Below are 21,905 nucleotides of genomic sequence, written 5' to 3' on the forward strand. Positions count from 1 at the left end.
GCCGCGCGCGCAGCACTTCGAACAGGCGCGGGACGACGACCATGATCGTCGGGCGCACTTCCTCGATGTTGGAGGCGAGCTTCTCGAGGCCCTCGGAATAGAAAATCTGCGCGCCGAGACCGATCGGGAAAAACTGACCGGCGCTATGTTCATAGGCGTGGCTCAATGGCAGGAAGGAGAGGAAGACTTCCTCGTCCCAGCCAAAGTCCGTTTCGATAACCTCTGCCGGTCCCTTGGTATTGTGCAGGATCGCGCCATGATGCTGCATCACGCCGCGCGGCTTGCCGCCGGTGCCGCTGGTGTAGATGATGCAGGCGGTCTCGTCGCGGGTGATGCTGGCGACCTGTTCGGTCACTTCTGCGACATCCGCGTCGCTGCCCTGGGTGAGCTTGTCCCAGCTATAGAGATCGAAGTCGCCCGACTGGCCGATGCGCAGGTCGGAGATGCCGATGATGATATTGGCGTCGGAAGAGCTGATCACCGAGGGCAGCAGATTCTGCGCCAGCTTGCTGTTTGACACGATGACTGCATGGGCGCCGCTATTGTCGAGAATATGCTGGTGATCGGGCGCGGTGTTGGTGGTGTAGGTCGGCACGGTGATGCAGCCGGCGGCCATGATGCCGAGATCGGCGATACACCATTCGGGGCGGTTCTCGGAGACGAGCATCACCCGGTCGCCCTTTTTCAGGCCGATCCGCTTCAGGGACTTCGCCAGCGCCGCGACTTGCCGGGCTGCTTCTGCCCAGGTGGTCGGCTGCCACTTGCCGTCGATCTTGGCGTGCAGAAACGGCTTGTCACCGCCCTGGCTGGCGCGGTCGAAGAACATCGATACCAGATTCTGATATTGATCGATTTCAAGATAACGGTTTTTCGGCTTTTTCTGGCCCACGCAATGCTTCCTCTCTCATGCTCCGGATTGATACCGGACCTTGATCATTTGCTTATGGACTAGCGCGGTTGAAACCGCGCGGCAATTATTTAGGTAAAAACGGCTAGTATTTTCGTGATCGGCGACAGGGAAATCACTGCCAATGGACATCGCCGTTCGACCTGGTCTATAGCTTTCTACCATATGAAAATGTCCCGTCTTATCGCTGCTGCGGCAGCGTTGCTCACCGCCTCCTGTGCCCAGACCGGGCTATCTGAACCAGCCCCGGTTTCAGTGCCGGCAGCTACCACACCATCGCAGGAAGAACCCTTCGTCATTGCCGCCAATCCGCCGGCGGCGAAAGCGGGTCAGGATGTTTTGAAACGGGGCGGTAGTGCCATCGATGCGGCGATTGCCGTGCAGGCGATGCTGTCGCTGGTGGAACCGCAAAGCTCCGGACTTGGTGGCGGTGCGTTCCTGACCTATCTGGATGGCGCATCCGGCAAACTGACTATTTATGACGGCAGGGAGACCGCGCCGGCGCAGGCCAGCCCGTCGATGTTCCTCGGGCCCGACGGAAAGCCGCTGGGCTATCGCCAGGCGGTAACCAGCGGGCGTGCAACCGGCGTACCCGGTGCCGTCGGGATGCTGGCAATGGTGCATGAAGAACATGGATCGCTCGACTGGAGCAGCCTGTTTTCGGCAGCTGAGCGGACAGCGGCGGAGGGCTTTGTCATCAGTCCGCGGCTCGGCCGTTTTCTCGGACTTTCCTTCCCGCAACTCGATACGCCGGACGCTGCCGCCTATTTCGGCAACCCCGATGGCAAGCGGAAGACCACAGGCGACCGGATCACCAACCCGGAATATGCCGATTTCCTGAGGCGTCTGGCGAAGAACGGACCCGAAGCGCTCTACAGCGGTTCGACGGCTGCGAAAATCGTCGACAAGACCCGCTCGGCGCCGCTGGGCGGACGGATGACGATTGCCGATCTGGCCGCTTACAAGCCGGTCAAGCGGGAAGCCTTGTGCAATCCCTATCGCGTCTATCTTGTCTGCGTGCCGCCGCCGCCATCGAGCGGCGTTGGCTTGCTGCAATTGCTGTCGATGCTGGAAAAAACCGATATTGCCACGCGAGGCCCGGATGATCCGCAGGCCTGGTTCCTGTTCGCCGAAGCCAGCCGGCTGATGTACGCAGACCGCGACCAATATGTCGGCGATCCGGCTTTTGCTTCGGTGCCTGTCAGCGGATTGCTGGAGCCGGCCTATGTTGCTTCGCGGGCCGCCTTGATCGGTGATAAGGCTGCTTCTCCACCCAAGGCGGGGACGCCGCGCGGTGCGGTGCAGGCGGCGGCTGATCAGACATTGGAGCCAGCGGGCACCTCCCATTTCATCGTTCGCGACGCCAAGGGCAATGTTGTTTCGATCACCACGACGGTTGAATCGATATTCGGCAGCGGCCGCATGGTCGACGGCTTCTTTCTCAACAACCAGCTCACCGATTTTTCGTTCAGTCCGGTCGATGCCGAAGGACGCCCTGCGGCCAATGCGGTGGCACCGGGCAAGCGGCCCCGATCGTCGATGACGCCAACCATATTGCTCGACAGTGACGGCAAGTTCGCTGGCGCGATCGGATCAGCCGGCGGCAACAGCATATTGGCCTATGTGGCAAAATCGCTGGTCGGTGCGATCGACTGGGACCTGTCGATGCAGGAGGCTTTGGCCTTGCCCAATCTGGTTGCGCGCGGGGCAGGCATCGGTGGTGAATTGGACAAGTTCGATCCGGCGGTTTTGCAAGGTCTTGCGGCGCGGGGTATTGATCTCAAACCGGGCCAGGGCGAAGATAGCGGCGTGCATGCCGTGATGATCCGCAATGGCGAAGTCGATGGCGGATTTGATCCGCGGCGCGAGGGCGTTGTGCTGGTGGGGACCGGCGAATAGCGGAATTATAGGCTTTACGCGGTGCCGACAGCTTCGGCGATGTTTCCGAAGCCGTCTTGTTTGACCAGTTTGGCTAACTGGCAGCTCATCGCCGCTGCAATCGTTGGACCTTCGTAGATCATTGCGGTATATAGCTGCACCAGCGACGCACCGGCGCGGATGCGTTCATAGGCATCTTCTGCGGTCGCAATGCCGCCGACACCAATCAACGGGATTTGACCGCCGCTGGCCTTGCGGAAATCTTTGAGGCGTTGCAGCGCAAGGTCTTTTAGCGGCGCGCCGGAGAGGCCACCGGTTTCGGACTGGTTGGCGGACTTCAAATCGGGCCGGGTGATGGTGGTGTTGGAAATGATCAGAGCCGCGATTTTCTGTTTCATCGCAACGTCGACAATATCGTCGATATCGGCCGGTTCCAGATCGGGGGCAACCTTCAGGAATACCGGCGTTTTCGATTTGCCCATCGCCGCCATGACAGCGGCCAGCAATTCCGCCAGCGCGCCTTTGTCCTGCAACGCGCGCAAGCCGGGCGTGTTGGGCGAGCTGATATTGACCGTCAGATAGTCGGCCAGCGGCGCCATGTTCTTTGCGCCGATGACATAGTCGGCAATCCGGTCCGTGCTGTCCTTGTTCGCGCCGATATTGATGCCGAGCACGCCCTTGCCCATCCGTCCGCGCATCCGCTTGAGCCGGGGCAGGGCGTCTTGCTGGCCTTTATTGTTAAAGCCGAGACGGTTGATCACCGCCTTGTCCTCGACCAGCCGGAAGATACGCGGCTTGGGATTGCCGGCCTGCGCCAGCGGAGTCAGCGTGCCGACCTCGGCATAGCCGAAGCCCATGCGGATCAGCGCGTCGGGCACTTCGCCATTCTTGTCGAAACCGGGGGCCATGCCGATCGGGTTGACGAAGTCGAGACCGGCGACGCTGGTCGCCAGAACGGGATCGCATTTGGGGGCAGGGCCCATGGGGACGGTCTTCAGGCCGGCGATGGTCAGGCCATGGGCGCGTTCGGCTTCGAGCGCGAAGATCAAGGGCTTTGCAAGGTTATAGAGCATGGCCGCGCTATGGCATTGGACCATGCTGCGCGCAAGCACTGGAAACGGCTTTGCAATCTGCTAAAGCGGGGCAGATATATCGAGGAACAGACAATGATTGCCACCCCACAATTTGATTTCCAGCTCGGCGAAATGGCGGACCAGATCCGCGACACCACGCGTCGCTTCGCCGAAGAGAAGATCATGCCGCTGGCCCAGAAAATGGACCGCGAAGACTGGTTTCCGCGCGAGCTGTGGACGCAAATGGGCGATCTGGGCCTGCACGGGATTACGGTGGACGAGGAAGATGGCGGACTCGGGCTCGGCTATCTCGAACATGCAATCGCGGTGGAGGAAGTCAGCCGCGGCAGCGCGGCGCTCGGCCTCAGCTATGGCGCGCACAGCAATTTGTGCGTCAACCAGATCCGTCGCTGGGCCAGTGCGGAACAGAAAGCCAAATATCTGCCAAAGCTGATCTCGGGCGAACATGTCGGGGCGTTGGCGATGTCGGAAGCCGGAGCGGGCAGCGACGTGGTGTCGATGAAGCTCAAGGCAGAGGCGGTGCAGGGCGGCTATGTGCTCAATGGCACGAAATATTGGATCACCAACAGCACCTGCGCCGATACGCTGGTGGTCTACGCCAAGACCCGTCCCGATGCGGGTTCGGGCGGGATCACGGCTTTCCTGATCGAAAAGGGCATGAAGGGTTTCTCCATCGGCCAGAAGATCGAGAAGGTCGGGATGAAGGGCAGTCCGACGGCGGAACTGGTGTTCGATGATTGCGAAGTGCCGGAGGAAAATGTCATGGGTCCGCTCAACGGCGGCGTCGGTGTGCTGATGTCCGGTCTAGATTACGAGCGCGCTGTGCTGGCGGCGATCCCGCTCGGGCTGATGCAGGCCTGTCTCGACACGGTCATCCCCTATGTCCGCGAACGCAAGCAGTTCGGCAAGCCGATTGGCAGCTTTCAATTGATGCAGGGCAAGATCGCCGACATGTATGTCCGGCTCAACAGCGCCCGCAGCTATGTCTATAATGTCAACAAATCCTGCGACGCCGGACAGACCACGCGCTTCGATGCAGCCGGCGCGGTGATGCTGGCGAGCGAGAATAGTGTCCGGGTGGCCGAGGAGTCGATCCAGGCGCTGGGCGGAGCGGGCTATACCACCGACTGGCCGGTCGAACGCTACTGGCGCGACAGCAAATTACTCGACATCGGCGCGGGTACGAATGAAATCAGGCGGATGCTGATTGGGCGGGAGTTGATCGGGGCTGGCTAGAGCCCCAACTTCTCCCAAGGCCCGGTAATCGCAAAAGTATATCCCGGGTCCTGCACATTGACGAACATCGTCTGGCCGTCGGGCGAGAAACAGGCGCCGCAGAATTCGCTTTTGTCCTTATGGGCATTGCGGGCGAGGTCGTAGATTTTGCCGTCGGGGGTCAGGCCGCGCAGATATTGGTCGCCGCGTCCGTCTTCGCAGAGGATGATGTCGTTCCACGGCGCGACCACCAGATTGTCGCACATGTCGAGCGAATCGGCGCTGGTGGATTCGAAGAATAGCTGCAATGTTCCGCCTGCTTCCGCGCCTTCGTCGGGCGTGTAGCGCCAGATCTGGCCGACGCGTTCCGCTCCGCCTTCGGTGCAGGTGAAGTAGAAATCCCCGGTCTCTCCGTCCATGCGCACGGCATAATCCAGGCCTTCGCCGCGCATGAACTGGGCTGCTCCGGCGGCATGGCCGCGATGGGCGAGATCGCCCTCCGGTGCTTCGACATCGTCGAGGTCGATCCATGTGGCGACATGGTCATCGCCGACTTTAAATGACTGCGACCCGTTGCCGCCCCAGTCTTCGGGCCAGTTGGACGTGATCGCGGATTTCTCGCCCTTGAGCGCAAGCGCCTGCAGGCGGCCACCTTCTTCTAATTTGCCCGGAACCTTGGGGATGAACCGGTAGAACAAGCCGTGGCGCGCGTCTTCGGTCATGTAGACAATACCGGTTTTCGGATCGACCGAGGCGGCTTCGTGGGTGAAGCGGCCCATTGCCTTGAGGGGGATCGCATCAATCAGCCCGGTGGAACTCGAAGGCGTTTCGAAAACAAAGCCGTGATATTTTCCCGGCCCTTCTTCTGGCGTTAGCATTTCCTCTTCGCAGCTGAGCCAGCTGCCCCACGGGGTCGGTCCGCCGGCGCAATTGGCCGCGGTGCCGGTCAGTACCAGAAAATCCTTCTCCATCCGCTTGTTCTTCAGGTCGTAGACCAGCTTGGTGACGCCACCGAAAAAGGGCGAGCCGTCTTTCTTGCGGTCGTACAGTTGGCTGTCGGAAACCCGGTCGAGCAGTTCATTTGCCTTGCCGAACGGGCTGCCGAGGGGGACGCTGTTCCAATTCTCGTGATTGCGCATCAATATGCATTTGTCGGCGCTATCGGGATCAGCGAAACAGGCCATGCCATCGGGCCGGCCCGGGCGGAAAAAGCCGTCAGACATGATCCCGCCGGTCTCGCTGACCAATGTATAAGAAAATCCCTTGGGAAGATCGAGACGTCTTGCCGGGTCCGGCACCAGGGTGAGGCCGGTGTTGGCGCTGTGGGCGCGAGCGCATCCTGCAATCGACACGGACGCATAGAATAAGCCGACGGTTTGGGCGGACCGGATAAAGTCTCTGCGGGATAGTGTCATCGGTCAATTTTCCTGTTATTCGGTTTTTATATGGTCCAGTTCGAATGAGGCCGTGCGTTGCCAGCTAAAGAAGACAGAAATATGACTTACACCCTGATCACTGCCAATCGCAACTATTCCAGCTGGTCGCTGCGCCCGTGGCTGTTGATGAAGGCGCTCGAGATCCCGTTCACCGACCAGATCATCTATTTCGAAGAAGAAAATTACGACCGTTTCCGGGAATTCGCACCCAATGGCCAAGTGCCATGTTTGAAAGATGATCGCCGGACCATCTGGGATTCTCTGGCGATCATGGAATATCTCGCGGACCGCCATCCGGGGTGCTGGCCGACAGACGAAGCCGGGCGGGCATGGGCGCGTTGTGCGTCAGCCGAAATGCACGGCGGCTTCGGGCCGCTGCGCAATCTGTGCACGATGAATGTTGGTGTGCGGGCAAGATTGCACGAAATCGCACCTGACCTGCAACGCAATATCGACCGGATCGGCGAGCTGTTCGCGCAAGGGCTGAATGAATTTGGCGGACCGTGGCTGGCCGGTGAGCATTTTACCATCGTCGACGCGATGTTCGCGCCGGTGGCCTATCGGGTGCGGACTTATGGTCTGGATATCGGATCAGCAGGTCAGGCGTGGGTGGATCATATCATCGCCCATCCGGCGATGCAGGACTGGGAGCGTCAGGCGCTGGCCGAAACGCAGCGGGAAGTTGGTCACGAAGAGGAACTGCAAGTGGCTGCAACCGTAACGGCGGATTTCCGGGTCGCTGATTAGCGGCCCAAACTTGACGGCTTCGGACCAATAGTCCATTGCGCGCCCGTTCATGTTGCATCGCAACATTATCATTCTCGAATTAAGGAAGCTTCATGGCGATTCACAGTGATTTTCGGCGCGACTGGCTGTCGAATCCCAAAGCCGAATTTCTGGCCGGACTGGTGGTGGCGCTGGCCCTGATTCCGGAAGCCATTGGCTTCTCGATTATCGCCGGTGTCGATCCGCGGGTCGGACTCTATGCCAGCTTCTCGATTGCCGTGATCATCTCTATGGTCGGCGGACGACCGGGTATGATCAGCGCGGCTACCGCTGCTGTGGCGGTGCTCGTGGTGCCGCTGGTGCGTGACCATGGCGTCGAATATCTGTTTGCCGCTACAATCCTCATGGGTATATTTCAGGCGATAGCCGCGCTACTCCGGCTCGACCTGCTGATGCGTTTTGTCTCGCGCTCGGTCATTACCGGTTTCGTCAATGCGCTGGCGATCCTGATCTTCATGGCACAGGTTCCGCAGATGACCGGCGAGGCCTTCACCTGGCAGACCTACGCGATGATCGCTGGTGGTCTGGCGATTATCTACGGCCTGCCGCGCATTACCACATTGGTGCCGTCGCCGCTGGCGGCGATCATTGTGCTCGCCGGCCTCAGCATTGTCTTCAAGGCGGATGTGTTCACGGTCGGCGACATGGGTGAACTACCGGAAAGTCTGCCTTGGCTGCATATCCCGCAAGTCCCGATCACATGGGAAACATTCATGATCGTCGCGCCTTATGCTCTGGCGATGGCCGCTGTCGGATTGCTCGAATCCCTGCTCACCGCATCGATTGTCGATGACCTGACCGAGACCCGCAGCGACAAGAGACGCGAAACCTACGGGCAGGGCATTGCCAATTTCGTCACCGGCTGGATCGGCGGCATGGGCGGCTGTGCGATGATCGGCCAATCGGTGATCAATATCAAATCCGGCGGCCGTCGCCGGCTTTCGACCTTTGCTGCCGGTGTGATGCTGCTGGTGCTGATCGTCGGCCTTGGTCCCTTGGTAGCGCAGATACCGATGCCGGCGCTTGTCGCGGTGATGATCTTTGTCTCGATCAGCACCTTCCGCTGGAAAAGCTTCACCGAAATCACCCATCATCCGTGGCCATCCAATTTCGTGATGATCGCGACCGTGATCATGGTTGTCGCAACCCATGATCTGTCGATCGGTGTGCTGACCGGCGTATTACTCTCCGGCATATTCTTCGCCTGGAAGGTCCGCCAGCTGGTTACGATTCAGGATTTTGTCGAGGTCACCACCCATCGCTATGTATTCGGCGGCCAGATTTTCTTCGGCTCTGTCGACATGCTCTACGAGGCGATGGAGTTTAACGAGGAAGGCATCGACAGCGTGATTATCGATGTCCATGACGCGCATTTCTGGGACATCAGCGCGACCGGCATGCTCGACAAGATCGTCGAGCGGCTGAAGAACGAGGGCAAGTCCGTCGAACTGATCGGGCTGAACCAGGCCAGCGCGACGCTCGTCGAAAAATATAGCGAGAATGACAAGCCGTTCGAAAGTCTGGGCGTGGTCGGGCATTAGGTAGCGAGCTGAAGTGTGTCCCTGCGAAGGTCGGGGCACAGACGATCGCTCAGGACCATTCTGGACCCTTGCCCTTCGGCAGGGAATATGTTCGAGCGGGAGGCCTGTACATTGCCGGTTTTCATCCCGTTCGTGCTGAGCCTGTCGAAGCACGCTGAGTGCGCGCAATTTGTCCTTCGACAAGCTCAGGACGAACGGTATAGGTGGCCGCAAAGGAGAACCCCATGATCAAACTGCACCATCTCGGCTATTCCCGCTCGTCCCGCATCATCTGGCTGTGCGAGGAAGGCGGTATCGAATATGATATGGTGACCTACCATCGCGATCCCAAGACGCGGCGTTCGCCACCGGAACTGGCCGAAGCACACCGGTTGGCCAAGGCGCCGACGGTAGACGTGGATGGCGTGACCATGGTCGAATCCGGCGCGATCATCGAATATCTGATCGAACGGCACAGTGATGGCGCGCTCGGCGTGGCACCCGATCATCCGGAGCGGGCGAAATATCTCGAATGGCTGCATTTTGCCGAGGGCACGATGGGGATGAGCTTCATCATCACCGGCATCGCGCCGATGCTGGGCGGGCTGCCTGACGTCATGAACGGATTCCTCAACGCCGAAGTCGCCAAGTTGCTCGACCATCTCGAGGCCGAACTGGAGGGCAAGGACTTCATCGTCGCCGACAAGTTTACCGGCGCGGATATCAATCTCCATTATATGCTGGAAGGTCGCGCGGTGATGGGGCAGCTCGAAAGCCGCCCGAACTGCAAACGCTATTTTGACGCGCTGGTCGCACGGCCGGGCTATCAGAAGACCGTCGAGCTCGGCGGCCCGATTTTGATGACGAGGCCCAGCTGACCCGGATAGAGTCCGGCCAAGGCGGCTGGCGTTCAACGGGGCTGCTGATCGTGGTTCTGCTGGCCTTCGCCAGCAATTCTCTGCTCAATCGCGCGGCGCTGGCTGGTGGACAGATTGACTGGGCGAGCTTCACGATCATCAGGCTGTTTGCCGGTGCGCTGATCCTCGGCCTGTTACTCGGGGCTCGTCACGGCAAGGCAATATTGCCGCGCCGGGGTGACAGCGTCGGGGCGATCTCGCTGTTCGCTTATGCCGCAGCCTTCTCTGCGGCCTATATCAATCTGGATGCGGGGATCGGGGCGCTGATATTATTCCCGGCGGGCCAGATCAGCATGCAGCTGATCGGCCTGACCCGGTCGATAATCCCGAGCAAAGGCCAGATCGCAGGAGCCGTGATTGCTCTGGCCGGGCTGGTCGTCCTGATCGCACCGGGCGCGAGCGCGCCTCCCTTGTGGAGCGGATTGCTGATGGCCTTTGCCGGTGCCGCCTGGGGATTTTATTCCTGGGCGGGCAAGGGCGTGGCTGATTTTCCATTGGCCACCGCGCGATATTTTATCGGAGCTGCCCTGTTGGCGCTGTTGCTGCTCCCGTTCGCGGTCATCTCTTCGATCACATGGCAAGGGGTAGTGCTGGCCTTCATCTCCGGCGCTTTCACTTCGGCGCTGGGCTATGTCCTCTGGTATCACGTGCTCTCGCGCATCTCGATCGCCACCGCAGCGGTATCGCAATTGTCGGTTCCGGCGATCGCAGGACTGGGTGGTGTGCTGTTGCTCGGAGAGGTCCTGACAACGCGCATGATTACTGGCGGCATGATCATTTTTGCGGGCATTGGTCTGGCGATCTGGGCGTCGACGCGAAGGAAAGAGGTTTAGCCAACCGCATCCCGCACAACAGCAACCCCGGCCTCCCGCTGTATCTTCAACTCCGCCTTCAGCTTCGCCGGATCGCGGGCGAAGACGAAGCCGAAACTCACGCCGCCTTCCTTGCCGATCGTGGCATGGTGGAGCTTGTGGGCTTGCACCAGTCGCTTGGCATAGCCGCTCTTGGGGACGTATTTAAAGTAACGCTGATGAACCAGGCCATCGTGGACCAAAGTGTAGATGATGCCGTAGAATAATATGCCGAGACCGATCCATGTGCCCGGTTCCCATGCGCTCGTGCCCATGATCATCGGGCTGCCGATAGCGAACATCGAGATGCTCATCACCGCACCGGCAATGCCATAGAGATCATTCTTCTCCAGTGCCTTGTCATGCGGTTCATGATGGTCGCGATGCCAGCCCCAGCCAAAGCCGTGCATGATATATTTATGCGCTCCCCAGGCGATAAATTCCATTGCGACAACAGAAGCAATGATAGTGGCCAGGATCGCGAAAATGCTCATAGTACGAAGATAAGCCTTTCCAGACTGCTTTTGAAGCAAATATTCTCGTAGGCGGGTTCAGCGAAGGCTGGAATCTCCCGAGGTTAGTCGCTACATCGCTTGGGATCCCATCTGACGCTTGTAAGTCACAATATTGAAAGTAGCTATGAACCAGCCAAAGACCCTGTACGAGAAAATCTGGGATGCCCATGTTGTCGACCAGCGCGATGACGGTACGGCGTTGATCTATATCGACCGGCATCTGGTGCACGAAGTGACCAGCCCGCAGGCTTTTGAGGGGCTACGCAAGGCCGGACGCAAGGTTCGCCGGCCGGACCTGACTCTGGCGGTTCCGGATCACAATCTTCCGACCACCGCGCGGCTCGACGCGCAGGGCAACAAGATTCCCATCGCCGATCCGCAGAGCGCTGCCCAGCTGGAAGCGCTGGAAGCCAATGCGCCGGCCTTTGGTATCAAATATATCGGTGCCAGCGATATCAATCAGGGCATCGTCCACGTTATCGGTCCGGAGCAGGGCTTTACCCTGCCGGGTACGACTCTCGTCTGCGGCGACAGCCATACGGCGGCGCACGGTGCCTTGGGCGCTCTTGCCTTCGGTATCGGCACCAGCGAAGTCGAACATGTGCTGGCGACGCAAACGCTGCAACTGACGCGCTCGAAAACGATGGAAATTCGTGTGGATGGCCTGCTTGGCCCCGGTATCAGCCCGAAAGACCTGATCCTTCATATCGTCGGGGTGATCGGCACCGCTGGCGGCACCGGCCATGTCATCGAATATCGCGGCGAGGTTTTCGAGCAAATGTCGATCGAGGGTCGTCTGACCGTCTCCAACATGTCCATCGAGGCGGGCGCGCGCGCTGGTCTGGTCGCCCCGGATGACAAGACATATGCCTATCTCAAAGACCGTCCGATGGCACCCAAGGGAGCGGACTGGGATGCAGCTGTCGCCTATTGGAAGACGCTGCCGACCGACGAGGGGGCAACGTTCGACAAGAGCGTCACGATCAACGCCGCCGATGTATCGCCGACGGTGACCTGGGGTACCAGCCCGGAGGATGTTATTCCCGTGAATGGCGTGGTTCCCGCGCCGGACAGCTTTGCAGATGCGTCAAAGCAGGATGCGGCGCGCAAGTCTCTTGATTATATGGGCCTCGAAGCGGGGCAGGCGCTGCGCGACGTTACGGTCGAGAACATCTTCATCGGCAGCTGCACCAACAGCCGGATCGAGGATCTGCGGGCTGCGGCTGCGATATTGGAAGGCCGCAAGAAAGCCGACAATGTCAAATGGGCGATCGTTGTGCCGGGTTCGGGGCTGGTAAAGGCTCAGGCCGAAGCCGAAGGGCTCGACCGGATATTCACCGATGCCGGTTTCGAATGGCGCGAACCGGGTTGCTCTGCCTGTCTGGGCATGAATCCGGACAAGGTGCCCGCAGGTGAGCGCTGTGCATCCACTTCCAACCGCAATTTTGTTGGACGGCAGGGACCAGGTGCTAGAACGCATTTGATGTCACCCGCAATGGCCGCCGCTGCGGCCGTAACGGGCAGGCTCACCGACGTGCGTGAACTGACAAGATGAGAGGTTGAAATGAGCGACGACAAGAAAAATGACAAACCGTCTGTAGAACCGTCCGCCAAAAATGGTGATTCAGCGAAATGGTCGACCGGCGCCAAAGTCGGAGCTGCCATCGGATCGGCTGCGGTTGCGGCGGCTCTGATGTACGCCGGACGTCATCAGATGAAGAAGCATAATGAATTCAAACCAGTCAAAGACAAGCCGCTGCCGAAATATGAAAATGAACCGGATTATGATGACGATGACAGCGATGATCTTGTCGACAATAGTGAAGAAGAATAGAGATGAAACCGATTAACCGCGTAGAAGGTCGTGCTATTCCCTTCGGCCAGAAAAATGTCGATACCGATGTCATCATCCCGGCGAAATGGCTGAAAACCATATCACGCGAAGGGCTGGGCGAGGGCGCTTTCGAAGCGATCCGCGCGAAAGAAGGCAATATTTTCGACGATCCGGAATATGCCGGCGCCAAAATATTGATCGCAGGCGACAATTTCGGCTGCGGATCGAGCCGCGAACATGCGGCATGGGCTCTGGCCGATTTGGGTATAACGGCGGTCATCGCACCAAGCTTCTCCGATATTTTCTCGGGCAACGCCTTTAAAAACGGATTGCTCGCCATTGCCGTGCCGCAGGCGGCGGTCGACCGGTTGATGGAGGTCGCGAAAACCGATCCGATCACCATCGATATGGAAAGCATGAGCATTACCACGCCGTTCCAGGACCGCTTTGCATTCGAGATGGATCCCTTCCGGCATCAGTGCCTCGTTGAAGGGCTCGACGAAATTGACCTGACATTGGCAAAGTCCGATGCCATAGAGCGGCACGAGAAAAACAGTGATTCTGCGCAGCCGTGGCTCATACCCGTAGCGGCATAGATCCGAACAATATTCCAGAGAGGAAATAAAATGAAGGCTTTGATGTCAACCAAAGTGGGCGGACCGGATACACTGGAGATGCTGGACGTCGCCGATCCCGTTGCCGGCAAGGGCCAGGTCCTTATCGATGTCAAAGCCTGCTCGATCAACTATCCCGATGTGCTGATCATCCAGGACATGTACCAGTTCAAGCCGCAGCGGCCATTTGCGCCAGGCGGAGAAGTTTCCGGCGTGATTGCAGCTGTTGGCGAAGGCGTGGCCGATCTGAAAGTCGGCGACAGGGTCGCTTCGACCACTGGCCACGGCGGTCTGGTCGAGAAGGTCGTTGTCGACCAGAATGCTGTATTCAAAATTCCCGACAGTGTAAGCTTTGAAGACGCGTCGGCGTTGATCCTGACCTACGGCACGTCGATCCACGCTCTCGTTGATCGCGGCCATATCAAGGAAGGCGAAACCCTTCTGGTGCTCGGTGCTTCCGGCGGCGTGGGTATTGCTGCCGTCGAACTCGGCAAAGCCTTTGGTGCGCGCGTTATCGCAGCGGTATCTTCCGAAGAAAAAGCTGCATTTGCGAAATCGGCCGGTGCTGACGAAACCGTCGTCTATGGCCGCGCGCCATTCGACAAGGATCAATCCAAGGCCTTGGCCGCGCAGTTCAAGGCAGCGGTTGGCCCGGGCGGTGCTGACGTTATTTATGATGCGGTCGGCGGTGACTATAGCGAACCAGCGGTACGCTCGATTGCCTGGGAAGGCCGTTTTCTGGTGGTCGGTTTCCCGGCTGGAATTGCGAAGCTGCCACTCAATCTGACCCTGCTCAAATCCTGTGATGTCTGCGGTGTGTTCTGGGGCGCTTATGCGGCGCGCGATCCAGAGGGCAACCGGGCGCATATCGACCGGTTGTTCAAGCTCTGGGACCAGGGTCTCATTCAACCGCGTGTGTCAGAGATATTCAGCTTTGAAAACGCCGGCCAAGCCATTCAGAAGATGGCGGATCGTGGCGCTATCGGAAAATTGGTCGTCAAAGTTGCCGACTGATTGACCGGTTCCACTTGCAGGACGCATCGGTGATGCCTATTTTTAGATCAATAGATACCAAGGGAAACTCATGACAGATTTTAAAGATCGCGAAAGCGCATTTGAATCGAAATTCGCACGCGACGAAGAGATGCAGTTCAGGGTCACGGCGCGGCGCAATCGCCTGCTCGGCCAATGGGCTGCAGAGAAAATGGGACTGACGCCCGAAGAAACCGACGCTTATGCAAAAGAAGTCGTAGCGGCTGATTTTGAAGAAGCGGGCGACGAGGATGTTATCCGCAAGCTTTTGGGTGACCTGACTTCCGCAGGCGTCGAGATGGACGATTCGGCTATCCGTACCGCCCTGACCGACAAAATGGTGGAAGCCCGGCGTCAGTTTATCGAAGAAGCCAGCTAGCCAGATGGCCATGGCAAGCGCAGATATCGAGGCAATGATCTTGGCCGCCTTTCCGGACGCTTTGGTTGAAATTACCGATCTGGCCGGCGATGGCGATCATTATGCCGCAAAAGTGACCGCTGCTGCGTTCGCGGGCATGAACCGTGTTAAACAGCATCAGGCGGTTTACGCGGCACTGAAGGGAAAAATGGGCGGAGAACTGCACGCGTTGCAACTCACCACCGTGGTTCCCGACTAGGAGAATATTTATGAGCGATGTAAAAGCGAAAATCGAATCCGTGGTGAACAGCAATGACGTGGTGCTGTTCATGAAAGGCACGCCGCTTTTCCCGCAATGCGGATTCTCAAGCCGTGCGATTGCCATTCTCGAGCATCTGGGAGTCGGATTTGACTCGTTCGATGTTCTGCAGGACATGGAAGTGCGGCAGGGAATTAAGGAATATTCCGATTGGCCGACCATCCCGCAGCTATATGTCAAAGGCGAATTTGTAGGCGGCAGCGATATCATGATGGAAATGTATGAAGCCGGCGAGCTTGGTGAATTGATGGCCGAGAAAAAGGTCGCTCCAGCCCAAGCCTAAGCGTTTTACTGCCGCACACAGTCGAAGAAAAGAAAAACGGCTCGATCTAGGAGGATCGAGCCGTTTTATTTTGGGTAGTGTCTGTCGAAACTGTGAAACGAGAAGGGACAGCGGAGACCAGTACGCCGTCCCTCTCATTCGTACCTCCTGAAAGGAGGTGTGGGGGTAAAAAGTCATGTACACCCGATACTTTGCATCCCTTGTGCCAGTTTCATAAAGTCTATGAATATGAATGGCTTGGATGGTTTAAGCGCTGTTAATATTTGTAAACCTGTAAGATAATTCGACAGCACTCGGCTTTTCGACAAACGGCCGCTGTCCGTCCACCAACAACATCGATGGCCCAAATGTGTGTTTACATTTGTAATCAATGAAACTACACATGTAGTCACTGACGATATTCAAGGGAGTCTCGATCACTATGAGCGAACGCATTAGCGATGCCGAACATGCGGTGATGGAAGTCCTCTGGAAACGCGCTCCCCTGACCGCTGCAGAAGTAGCGGACCAGGTGGTCCGGGAGAAGGACTGGTCTCTTCAGACCGTCAAGACCCTGTTGTCCCGGCTGGCCGCCAAAGCGGTGGTCGGCACCGAGCGCGACGGTCGTCGTTTTCTTTATTCTCCGCTGGTGGAACGGGATGATTATCTCACCGGCGTGTCACGGAATTTTGTGGATCGGCTTTTCGGGGGAAAAGTCATGCCATTGGTTGCCCATCTGGCCGAGGCCGATGAACTGAGCGCCGATGACATCCGCGAAATCGAGGAGCTTTTGAGGGAGTTGAAAAAATGAGCGGCGAATTGAACCAATGGATTTGGGACAGCATGCTGTCGATGACCCTGTTGATGCTGCTGGTTATGATGGTCCGGAAACCGGTCAGTCATTTCTTTGGCGCACGCATCGCCTATCTGCTCTGGATATTGCCGCTGGCGCGCCTGTTCATGCCGACGCTCACCCTTCAGGCGCCGGCAGAGGTCGAACCTGCAGCCGCGTTCATTCCGGCGATGGCCGGATCTGATCTGGTTGCTGCGGTCCCGGCACAAGCGACCAGCCTGGGCGCGATGGCGTCGCTTGACTGGACAATGATTGCTATCATCCTCTGGCTCGGCGGAGCAGGGCTGCTGTTTATCAGCAAGCTTGCCGCCTATCTGCAATTCCGGGAAGATATCGTCGCCGACGGCCGGTTGATCGGTCGCCACGGCAGCATCAAAATCCTTGAAACCGCAGCTGTTGGAGGCCCTCTGGCTTTCGGTGTGTTTGAGAAATATATCGCGGTTCCGACGAATTTCTTTCGCGATTATGCGCCCCGCGAGCGGGATCTGGCGCTGGCGCACGAGATCGCCCATCATGAATCGGGTGATCTCGCGGCCAATTTTGTCGGGCTGACGATATTGTCCCTGCACTGGTTCAGTCCGGTTGCATGGTTCGCATGGATATATTTTCGGCAGGATCAGGAGACCGCCTGTGATGCGCGTATCCTGGAGCAAAGCGGTCGCGACGTCCGCGCTGTTTACGGCCGGACTATCGCCAAATCGGCTTCGGGCCACCGGTTGGGGCTTGCCAGTCCGCTGAACCAGAAAGACAAGATCAAGGGCCGTCTCAAAATGTTGGGGCAATCTGAAAAATCCGTTCTCCGTCGTCGACTGGGAGCTGTATTGGTTGCGGCCGGCACGGCCATCGCCTTGCCGATGACGGCGACTGTGACTTATGCCGAGGCGGTGGATGTTGCCGATATATCTGCACCGCTCACACCGCTCCCGCCGGTGGCTCCATCTGCGCGTACGGCCCCTCTGGCACCGCTTGCTCCGGCAGCGCCTTTGGTTCCAGCGGCCACTGCCGACGACAGCGATACAATCAATATCACGATGTTGAACGGGCGAAAAAACGCCGATCTGTCGAAAGATTATGTGCACAAGATAAAGCATGATGGCAGAACAATCATCCTGCGCACGAACAAAAAGCTGAGCGAAAAAGAAGTTCGTCAGATGGTCGCGGAAGCCGAAAAATCGCGGCTGGCGGCCGACAAGGCGCTGCGCGAAAGTGAATGGGATCGCGAGCATTTGGATTCGACCATGCGCGAGGTTGAGCGGGAGCTGGCCCAGGCCCAAAGAGAGATGAAGCAAGAGCTGCGGGAAGCGGATCAGGAAGTTCGCGAAGCGCTGCAGGAAGCACGTGAAGCCAAGCGCGAAGCCATGGCTGAAGCGAGAGAGGCGCAGCGGGAGGCATGGGAAGCGCAACGCGAAGCGGAAGCTGAAGCCAAGCCCGCCGCTCGAATATCTTCGATATTCTATACAGTTCAGAAATCTATTTCCAAAGCTACTTCCAGCGCCACATCGAACGCTACTTCCGGTTCCGGCCGGAATAATGCCGTTGCTCGCAGCACCAAGGTCAACGGTCCCGATTGTGTCGCGATGAACCGGCAGATCGCCATGGGCGGCGAAAACGGCCTCTCTGGACAGGCCTGGGCCGTGGTGGCCGGTTGCGGCAATTTTGAAGTCAAGATCGACAAGGCGGCGATACTCGATGCGGCGTTGCAGGGCCTGAAAAAGGAGCGCGCGGACGCCGTGAAATGCAAGGATAGCAAGGTTGATCGCGCCAAGAAAATCAGGGAAATTGATCGCAGCATCGCAACCGTGAAGGCGCAATTGTCCGTGACCTGAGCCAGACAAGACAATCGTTCCGGGGCATAAGGGCGGTTCGTTTTGCGGATCGCCCTTTTTCGTGGTTGTTTTATGGGCTGGATATGCCACATCATATCCATGGACTTTGACCCCTCGAATTTCCCCACCGGCCTGTGCGAACAGATGGAGCCACTCGTCGCCCGCGTGCTCGCCGGCAATCCCAGCCCCTATACCTATACTGGCACCCAGACCTATATCGTCGGCAACAGGTCGGACCGGGCGATTATTGATCCGGGGCCAGCGATTGACGAACATATTGATGCGATAATCGCAGCGGTCGGAGATGCCAAGATCACCGCGATCATGTGCACCCACACCCATCGCGACCATAGCCCTGCCGCGGCGCCGCTGGCCGCCCGCGCGGGCGCGCCGATCATTGGCTGCGCGCCTCTGGTGCTCGACGATGACGGACCGCGGGCCGATGAGAGTTTTGACAAGGAATATAAGCCGGACCGGGTGCTCGGCGACGGTGAGACGGTGTCCGGCGATGGCTGGACCATCGAAGCGGTGGCGACGCCGGGGCACACGTCCAATCACCTGTGTCTGGCGGTACAGGAATCCGGCGCGATGTTCACCGGCGATCATGTGATGGCGTGGTCGACCAGTGTGATCGTTCCACCTGATGGGGATATGGCCGACTATTTGGCGAGCCTGCAGAAGCTTTATGAACGCGAGGACAAGGTCTATTATCCCGCCCATGGCAAGAAGGTGACCAATACACGCCAGCTGGTGCGCGGGATGATGGGCCATCGCAAGCAGCGCGAACGGCAGATATTGAAGCTGCTGGAAAAAGGGCCAGCCGCGATCATCGAAATGGTCCCGCAGATGTACAAGGGCCTTGATCCGCGTCTGAACGGCGCCGCAGGTCAGTCGGTGCGTGCGCATCTGATCGATCTCCAGCACAAGGGGCGGGTGACGCAATCGGGCGAAGTCTGGGCGATGGCGGGATGAATTCCCGGTCTTCACGCCTGTGGCTCCCGTTTGCCATGATCGGCGGCGTGCTGATCCTGCTCGGCGCTCTGGTCTGGTTGCTCTTCTCCCGCGTCGAAAGCAGTATCAGCCCCGATCCGGTGTCGATTGCCAATGCCAGCCTGACCAATATGCAGGAACAGAACCGGCTGACGGTTTTTTCGGCGAGCTATAATGCAACGGTGACCACCACGGTGACCAAACTCGGCCTGTCGGCGCGCAAGACTTTGATCATGCCCGGCACGGTGCGTTACGAACTGGACCTGGGCAAGCTGGGCGCGGAAGATGTCCGCTGGGATGCCCGCGACAATATACTTTATGTCGAGATTCCGGCGATCGAAATTGCCCGGCCAGAGGTCCACATCGAGCAGATCCAGACCTATGATGACGGCGGCATATTGATGGCTTTGACCGACGCGGAAAATGTCCTCGACAAGGCCAATCGTAAAAAGGGGGTCGAGGAACTGGCCAAGCAGGCGCAAAACCCGGTGCAGGTTCGTCTGGCCCGGGAAGCCGCTCGGCGAGCGGTACGTCACAATTTTGCCGTGCCGCTGCAGGCTGCTGGCGTCGAAGCAAAAATCGATGCCTTTTTTCCTTATGAACGCAGCCGTTACAAGGAAAGATGGGATTATTCGCGACCGATCAGGGATATATTGGCGGAGCAGCAGACGAAGAGGGAAGAGGCACAATGAAAATGCAGGTCACAACTGCGGCAGCAATGCTGCTGACCGCTTTGACGCTGGCAGGCTGTGAACGGAGCCCGCAGCCCGAACCGCTATCGCAAACCGCCGACTTTGCTTTGCCGGAGCCGATCAGCAACAATGCGGTGGCCGTCGCTGACGGACCGGAAGGCCCGACCCTGTATAGTTTCAATGGTCTGAAAGCCGGCAAGACCTGGAAAGACACCAGCAACGCCGCCTTTGCCTGCGTGATCGCTACCCGGTCCTGCAAGACAATTGCGTCCGTGCCGGTGCCGGAAGGACGACTGGCCAGCGCGGCCGTGACCGTAGCGGGAAAAATCTATATTTTCGGCGGCTATAGCGTCGCTGCCAATGGCGACGAGCTTTCGACGCCGGAGGTTTTCGCATTTGATCCCGCTACTGGCCGTTACGAGCAAAAAGCCGATATGCCGACCCCGGTCGATGATATGCTGGCTGTGCCCTATCAGAACCGCTTCATCTATCTGATCTCCGGTTGGCACGACGAAGCCAATGTCAGCGTTGTGCAGATGTTCGATACGCAGACGGGCGCATGGACCGAGGCCACGCCATTTCCCGGTACGCCGGTGTTCGGTCATAGCGGCGGGATCGCGGGCAATAGCATCATCGTCAGTGACGGTGTCGCCTCTGTTTTCGCCGATGGCAAACGCAAATTTGTCGCTGCGAAACTGACCTGGCGCGGCGATATCGATCCCAACAACCCGACGCAGATAAGCTGGCGCGGTGTCGACGCACATTCTGGTGTGGTGAAATACCGGATGGCCGCGATTGGTGATGATGCCGGTCAGCGGATCATTTTCGCCGGCGGTGGTGACAATCCCTATAATTATGACGGCATCGGCTATGACGGCGTGCCGGCCAAACCGTCCGGCGGCTTTTTTGCCTATGATCTGAAATCCGACAAATGGATCGAATTGGGGCGGTTGGCCGAACCCGGCATGGACCATCGCGGTCTCGCGAAGGCCGGTCAGGAATATTATATACTGGGTGGCATGGATGCAGAGCAGAACGTGACCGACCGGATTGTCAAATTCCGTATCGATCGCTGAACCGATAGTATCGGCAAACCGCACCGACCCGTTTCTCAAGCGATATTTCCAACCGGCGTAAACGGGGTTATAGCTGCTTCGGGAGAGATTTTGAGGGAGGTGGAATCGTGGGAGCGGAGCGGAATAACAATCAGACAATGAGTCCGGCCATGGAATATGCTCTGGATCAGCGATTTTTTGTCCGGTTTGCCATCATTTTGGCGGCGGTCATCATTTTTAGTTTCGCGCAATTTTCTATGCGCGGAATGGTAAATTTTCAGGCGGTGCCTCTATGGGTGCATTTGCATGGAATCCTGATGCTGGGCTGGCTGGGATTGATAGTCGCGCAAAACATCCTGATCCAGCGCGGCAAAATGGCTCTGCATAGAAAGATCGGCTGGCTGGGCGGCGTGCTCGCTTTGATAATATCCGTCAGCGGCCTCTACACGGGTTATATGGCGGTTCAGCTGCAGCGCTTTCCGCCATTTTTCAGCAACTCCTATTTTCTGGCGCTGGTGCTCGTGGAAATTCTGGCTTTTGCTGCCATGGTGGTCTGGGCGATCATGTTGCGTCGGCAAACCCAGTGGCACCGGCGTATCATGATCGGTGCCACCCTGATTGTCCTGGAACCGGCATTTGGCCGTCTGTTGCCAATGCCCTTGCTCGGAGACTGGGGCGAGTGGCTCATTCTGCTCTGCCAACTGGGCTTTGTTGCCGTACTGGCGAGGCATGATCGAAAAACCATCGGACATATCCATCCCGCGACGCTGGCAATCGGCGCCATTTTGACGGGGGTTCATGTGGCGGTGACCGGCTTGTCCCTGTTTTCTCCGTTTCAGCGGATTGCTGAATCGATCGCGGGTGCTGGCTAGAGTAGAGATATTCTTATCGGCAGGCATTTACCATCGTGAAGGTCATTTTACGCCAATAGGGGCGTTCCGCACGAGACAA

At 58.3% G+C, this 21,905-nt stretch carries 23 protein-coding genes; 19 read left to right on the forward strand and 4 right to left on the reverse strand.

Going from position 1 to position 21,905, the window contains the following annotated elements:
* Positions 1-826, reverse strand: an 826-nt coding sequence (locus AACZ86_RS14300; RefSeq protein WP_339693745.1) for an AMP-binding protein, incomplete at its 3' end; no start/stop codon positions are given.
* A gap of 252 nt (positions 827-1,078) precedes the next feature.
* On the opposite strand from AACZ86_RS14300, the gene ggt reads away from it, so the two are divergent.
* Positions 1,079-2,806 carry a gamma-glutamyltransferase gene (ggt, locus tag AACZ86_RS14305; protein WP_339693658.1) on the forward strand — a complete coding sequence of 576 codons (1,728 nt, stop codon included), beginning with the start codon at positions 1,079-1,081 and terminating at the stop codon, positions 2,804-2,806.
* Between the two features lie 14 nt (positions 2,807-2,820).
* Here ggt and AACZ86_RS14310 read toward each other — a convergent pair whose 3' ends face one another.
* Positions 2,821-3,858, reverse strand: coding sequence for a quinone-dependent dihydroorotate dehydrogenase (locus AACZ86_RS14310; protein ID WP_339693659.1), 1,038 nt, complete (start codon positions 3,856-3,858; stop codon positions 2,821-2,823).
* A gap of 93 nt (positions 3,859-3,951) precedes the next feature.
* Between AACZ86_RS14310 and AACZ86_RS14315 the strand changes: the two genes are divergently transcribed.
* Positions 3,952-5,115 carry an isovaleryl-CoA dehydrogenase gene (locus AACZ86_RS14315; protein ID WP_339693660.1) on the forward strand — a complete coding sequence of 388 codons (1,164 nt, stop codon included), beginning with the start codon at positions 3,952-3,954 and terminating at the stop codon, positions 5,113-5,115.
* Here the strand turns inward: AACZ86_RS14315 and AACZ86_RS14320 are convergent.
* The gene (locus AACZ86_RS14320; protein ID WP_339693662.1) at positions 5,112-6,509 is read right to left on the reverse strand and encodes an alkaline phosphatase PhoX; all 1,398 of its coding nucleotides are present in this window, start codon (positions 6,507-6,509) and stop codon (positions 5,112-5,114) included. The two genes, AACZ86_RS14315 and AACZ86_RS14320, sit on opposite strands and share 4 nt — an antisense overlap.
* Before the next feature lie 81 nt (positions 6,510-6,590).
* On the opposite strand from AACZ86_RS14320, the gene AACZ86_RS14325 reads away from it, so the two are divergent.
* From AACZ86_RS14325 to AACZ86_RS14340, 4 genes are all read left to right on the forward strand, one after another.
* On the forward strand, positions 6,591-7,277 hold the full coding sequence (locus tag AACZ86_RS14325) for a glutathione S-transferase family protein (protein ID WP_339693664.1): 687 nt from the start codon (positions 6,591-6,593) through the stop codon (positions 7,275-7,277).
* A gap of 92 nt (positions 7,278-7,369) precedes the next feature.
* Positions 7,370-8,857 (forward strand): SulP family inorganic anion transporter, encoded by a 1,488-nt coding sequence (locus tag AACZ86_RS14330; protein WP_339693666.1) that lies wholly within the window; start codon positions 7,370-7,372, stop codon positions 8,855-8,857.
* Between the two features lie 224 nt (positions 8,858-9,081).
* Positions 9,082-9,714, forward strand: a complete 633-nt coding sequence (locus AACZ86_RS14335; RefSeq protein ID WP_339693668.1) for a glutathione S-transferase family protein — start codon at positions 9,082-9,084, stop codon at positions 9,712-9,714.
* A 50-nt stretch (positions 9,715-9,764) separates the two neighbouring features.
* Positions 9,765-10,586, forward strand: coding sequence for a DMT family transporter (locus AACZ86_RS14340; protein WP_339693670.1), 822 nt, complete (start codon positions 9,765-9,767; stop codon positions 10,584-10,586).
* On the opposite strand, the gene AACZ86_RS14345 is transcribed toward AACZ86_RS14340, so the two are convergent.
* Positions 10,583-11,098, reverse strand: a complete 516-nt coding sequence (locus AACZ86_RS14345) for a sterol desaturase family protein (protein WP_339693672.1) — start codon at positions 11,096-11,098, stop codon at positions 10,583-10,585. The two genes, AACZ86_RS14340 and AACZ86_RS14345, sit on opposite strands and share 4 nt — an antisense overlap.
* Positions 11,099-11,243: 145 nt before the next feature.
* Here AACZ86_RS14345 and leuC point away from each other — a divergent pair, with 145 nt between their 5' ends.
* The 13 genes from leuC to AACZ86_RS14410 all read left to right on the forward strand — a co-directional run bounded on the left by leuC (position 11,244) and on the right by AACZ86_RS14410 (position 21,826).
* A complete protein-coding gene (gene leuC / locus AACZ86_RS14350; protein WP_339693674.1) occupies positions 11,244-12,674 on the forward strand; it encodes a 3-isopropylmalate dehydratase large subunit in 1,431 nt (476 codons plus the stop codon).
* 9 nt (positions 12,675-12,683) lie between these two features.
* Positions 12,684-12,953 (forward strand): hypothetical protein, encoded by a 270-nt coding sequence (locus tag AACZ86_RS14355; RefSeq protein WP_339693675.1) that lies wholly within the window; start codon positions 12,684-12,686, stop codon positions 12,951-12,953.
* Positions 12,954-12,955: 2 nt separating this feature from the next.
* The gene (gene leuD, locus AACZ86_RS14360) at positions 12,956-13,549 is read left to right on the forward strand and encodes a 3-isopropylmalate dehydratase small subunit (RefSeq protein ID WP_339693676.1); all 594 of its coding nucleotides are present in this window, start codon (positions 12,956-12,958) and stop codon (positions 13,547-13,549) included.
* Between the two features lie 30 nt (positions 13,550-13,579).
* Positions 13,580-14,581 carry an NADPH:quinone oxidoreductase family protein gene (locus AACZ86_RS14365; protein WP_339693678.1) on the forward strand — a complete coding sequence of 334 codons (1,002 nt, stop codon included), beginning with the start codon at positions 13,580-13,582 and terminating at the stop codon, positions 14,579-14,581.
* 70 nt (positions 14,582-14,651) lie between these two features.
* A complete protein-coding gene (locus AACZ86_RS14370; RefSeq protein ID WP_339693680.1) occupies positions 14,652-14,978 on the forward strand; it encodes a DUF1476 domain-containing protein in 327 nt (108 codons plus the stop codon).
* A gap of 4 nt (positions 14,979-14,982) precedes the next feature.
* Complete coding sequence (locus AACZ86_RS14375) at positions 14,983-15,216, forward strand: BolA/IbaG family iron-sulfur metabolism protein (protein WP_339693682.1); 234 nt, start codon at positions 14,983-14,985, stop codon at positions 15,214-15,216.
* Positions 15,217-15,226: 10 nt separating this feature from the next.
* Entirely contained in the window at positions 15,227-15,559 is a 333-nt protein-coding gene (gene grxD / locus AACZ86_RS14380; protein ID WP_339693684.1) for a Grx4 family monothiol glutaredoxin, read from the forward strand.
* 421 nt (positions 15,560-15,980) lie between these two features.
* Entirely contained in the window at positions 15,981-16,349 is a 369-nt protein-coding gene (locus AACZ86_RS14385) for a BlaI/MecI/CopY family transcriptional regulator (RefSeq protein ID WP_339693686.1), read from the forward strand.
* Positions 16,346-18,217: a M56 family metallopeptidase gene (locus AACZ86_RS14390; protein ID WP_339693688.1), complete on the forward strand. Its 1,872-nt coding sequence runs from the start codon at positions 16,346-16,348 to the stop codon at positions 18,215-18,217. Before AACZ86_RS14385 ends, AACZ86_RS14390 begins: the two co-directional genes overlap by 4 nt.
* Positions 18,218-18,316: 99 nt before the next feature.
* Positions 18,317-19,189 (forward strand): MBL fold metallo-hydrolase, encoded by an 873-nt coding sequence (locus AACZ86_RS14395; RefSeq protein WP_339693690.1) that lies wholly within the window; start codon positions 18,317-18,319, stop codon positions 19,187-19,189.
* Positions 19,186-19,899: a DUF4230 domain-containing protein gene (locus AACZ86_RS14400; protein ID WP_339693692.1), complete on the forward strand. Its 714-nt coding sequence runs from the start codon at positions 19,186-19,188 to the stop codon at positions 19,897-19,899. Before AACZ86_RS14395 ends, AACZ86_RS14400 begins: the two co-directional genes overlap by 4 nt.
* On the forward strand, positions 19,896-20,975 hold the full coding sequence (locus tag AACZ86_RS14405) for a hypothetical protein (protein WP_339693694.1): 1,080 nt from the start codon (positions 19,896-19,898) through the stop codon (positions 20,973-20,975). The genes AACZ86_RS14400 and AACZ86_RS14405 overlap by 4 nt, the downstream gene beginning before the upstream one ends.
* 149 nt (positions 20,976-21,124) lie before the next feature.
* The gene (locus tag AACZ86_RS14410; protein WP_339693696.1) at positions 21,125-21,826 is read left to right on the forward strand and encodes an adenylate cyclase; all 702 of its coding nucleotides are present in this window, start codon (positions 21,125-21,127) and stop codon (positions 21,824-21,826) included.
* Positions 21,827-21,905: the final 79 nt, after the last annotated feature.

This window comes from uncultured Parasphingorhabdus sp. (genome assembly GCF_963975735.1).
GTDB lineage: Bacteria > Pseudomonadota > Alphaproteobacteria > Sphingomonadales > Sphingomonadaceae > Parasphingorhabdus.

What these genes read in the sequence shown, in the direction of transcription:
- ggt (WP_339693658.1), top strand. Translation starts at nt 1,079, where the DNA reads ATGTCCCGTCTTATCGCTGCTGCGGCAGCGTTGCTCACCGCCTCCTGT.
- AACZ86_RS14310 (WP_339693659.1), bottom strand. Translation starts at nt 3,858, where the DNA reads ATGCTCTATAACCTTGCAAAGCCCTTGATCTTCGCGCTCGAAGCCGAA.
- AACZ86_RS14315 (WP_339693660.1), top strand. Translation starts at nt 3,952, where the DNA reads ATGATTGCCACCCCACAATTTGATTTCCAGCTCGGCGAAATGGCGGAC.
- AACZ86_RS14320 (WP_339693662.1), bottom strand. Translation starts at nt 6,509, where the DNA reads ATGACACTATCCCGCAGAGACTTTATCCGGTCCGCCCAAACCGTCGGC.
- AACZ86_RS14325 (WP_339693664.1), top strand. Translation starts at nt 6,591, where the DNA reads ATGACTTACACCCTGATCACTGCCAATCGCAACTATTCCAGCTGGTCG.
- AACZ86_RS14330 (WP_339693666.1), top strand. Translation starts at nt 7,370, where the DNA reads ATGGCGATTCACAGTGATTTTCGGCGCGACTGGCTGTCGAATCCCAAA.
- AACZ86_RS14335 (WP_339693668.1), top strand. Translation starts at nt 9,082, where the DNA reads ATGATCAAACTGCACCATCTCGGCTATTCCCGCTCGTCCCGCATCATC.
- AACZ86_RS14345 (WP_339693672.1), bottom strand. Translation starts at nt 11,098, where the DNA reads ATGAGCATTTTCGCGATCCTGGCCACTATCATTGCTTCTGTTGTCGCA.
- leuC (WP_339693674.1), top strand. Translation starts at nt 11,244, where the DNA reads ATGAACCAGCCAAAGACCCTGTACGAGAAAATCTGGGATGCCCATGTT.
- AACZ86_RS14355 (WP_339693675.1), top strand. Translation starts at nt 12,684, where the DNA reads ATGAGCGACGACAAGAAAAATGACAAACCGTCTGTAGAACCGTCCGCC.
- leuD (WP_339693676.1), top strand. Translation starts at nt 12,956, where the DNA reads ATGAAACCGATTAACCGCGTAGAAGGTCGTGCTATTCCCTTCGGCCAG.
- AACZ86_RS14365 (WP_339693678.1), top strand. Translation starts at nt 13,580, where the DNA reads ATGAAGGCTTTGATGTCAACCAAAGTGGGCGGACCGGATACACTGGAG.
- AACZ86_RS14370 (WP_339693680.1), top strand. Translation starts at nt 14,652, where the DNA reads ATGACAGATTTTAAAGATCGCGAAAGCGCATTTGAATCGAAATTCGCA.
- AACZ86_RS14375 (WP_339693682.1), top strand. Translation starts at nt 14,983, where the DNA reads ATGGCCATGGCAAGCGCAGATATCGAGGCAATGATCTTGGCCGCCTTT.
- grxD (WP_339693684.1), top strand. Translation starts at nt 15,227, where the DNA reads ATGAGCGATGTAAAAGCGAAAATCGAATCCGTGGTGAACAGCAATGAC.
- AACZ86_RS14385 (WP_339693686.1), top strand. Translation starts at nt 15,981, where the DNA reads ATGAGCGAACGCATTAGCGATGCCGAACATGCGGTGATGGAAGTCCTC.
- AACZ86_RS14390 (WP_339693688.1), top strand. Translation starts at nt 16,346, where the DNA reads ATGAGCGGCGAATTGAACCAATGGATTTGGGACAGCATGCTGTCGATG.
- AACZ86_RS14395 (WP_339693690.1), top strand. Translation starts at nt 18,317, where the DNA reads ATGGACTTTGACCCCTCGAATTTCCCCACCGGCCTGTGCGAACAGATG.
- AACZ86_RS14400 (WP_339693692.1), top strand. Translation starts at nt 19,186, where the DNA reads ATGAATTCCCGGTCTTCACGCCTGTGGCTCCCGTTTGCCATGATCGGC.
- AACZ86_RS14405 (WP_339693694.1), top strand. Translation starts at nt 19,896, where the DNA reads ATGAAAATGCAGGTCACAACTGCGGCAGCAATGCTGCTGACCGCTTTG.
- AACZ86_RS14410 (WP_339693696.1), top strand. Translation starts at nt 21,125, where the DNA reads ATGGAATATGCTCTGGATCAGCGATTTTTTGTCCGGTTTGCCATCATT.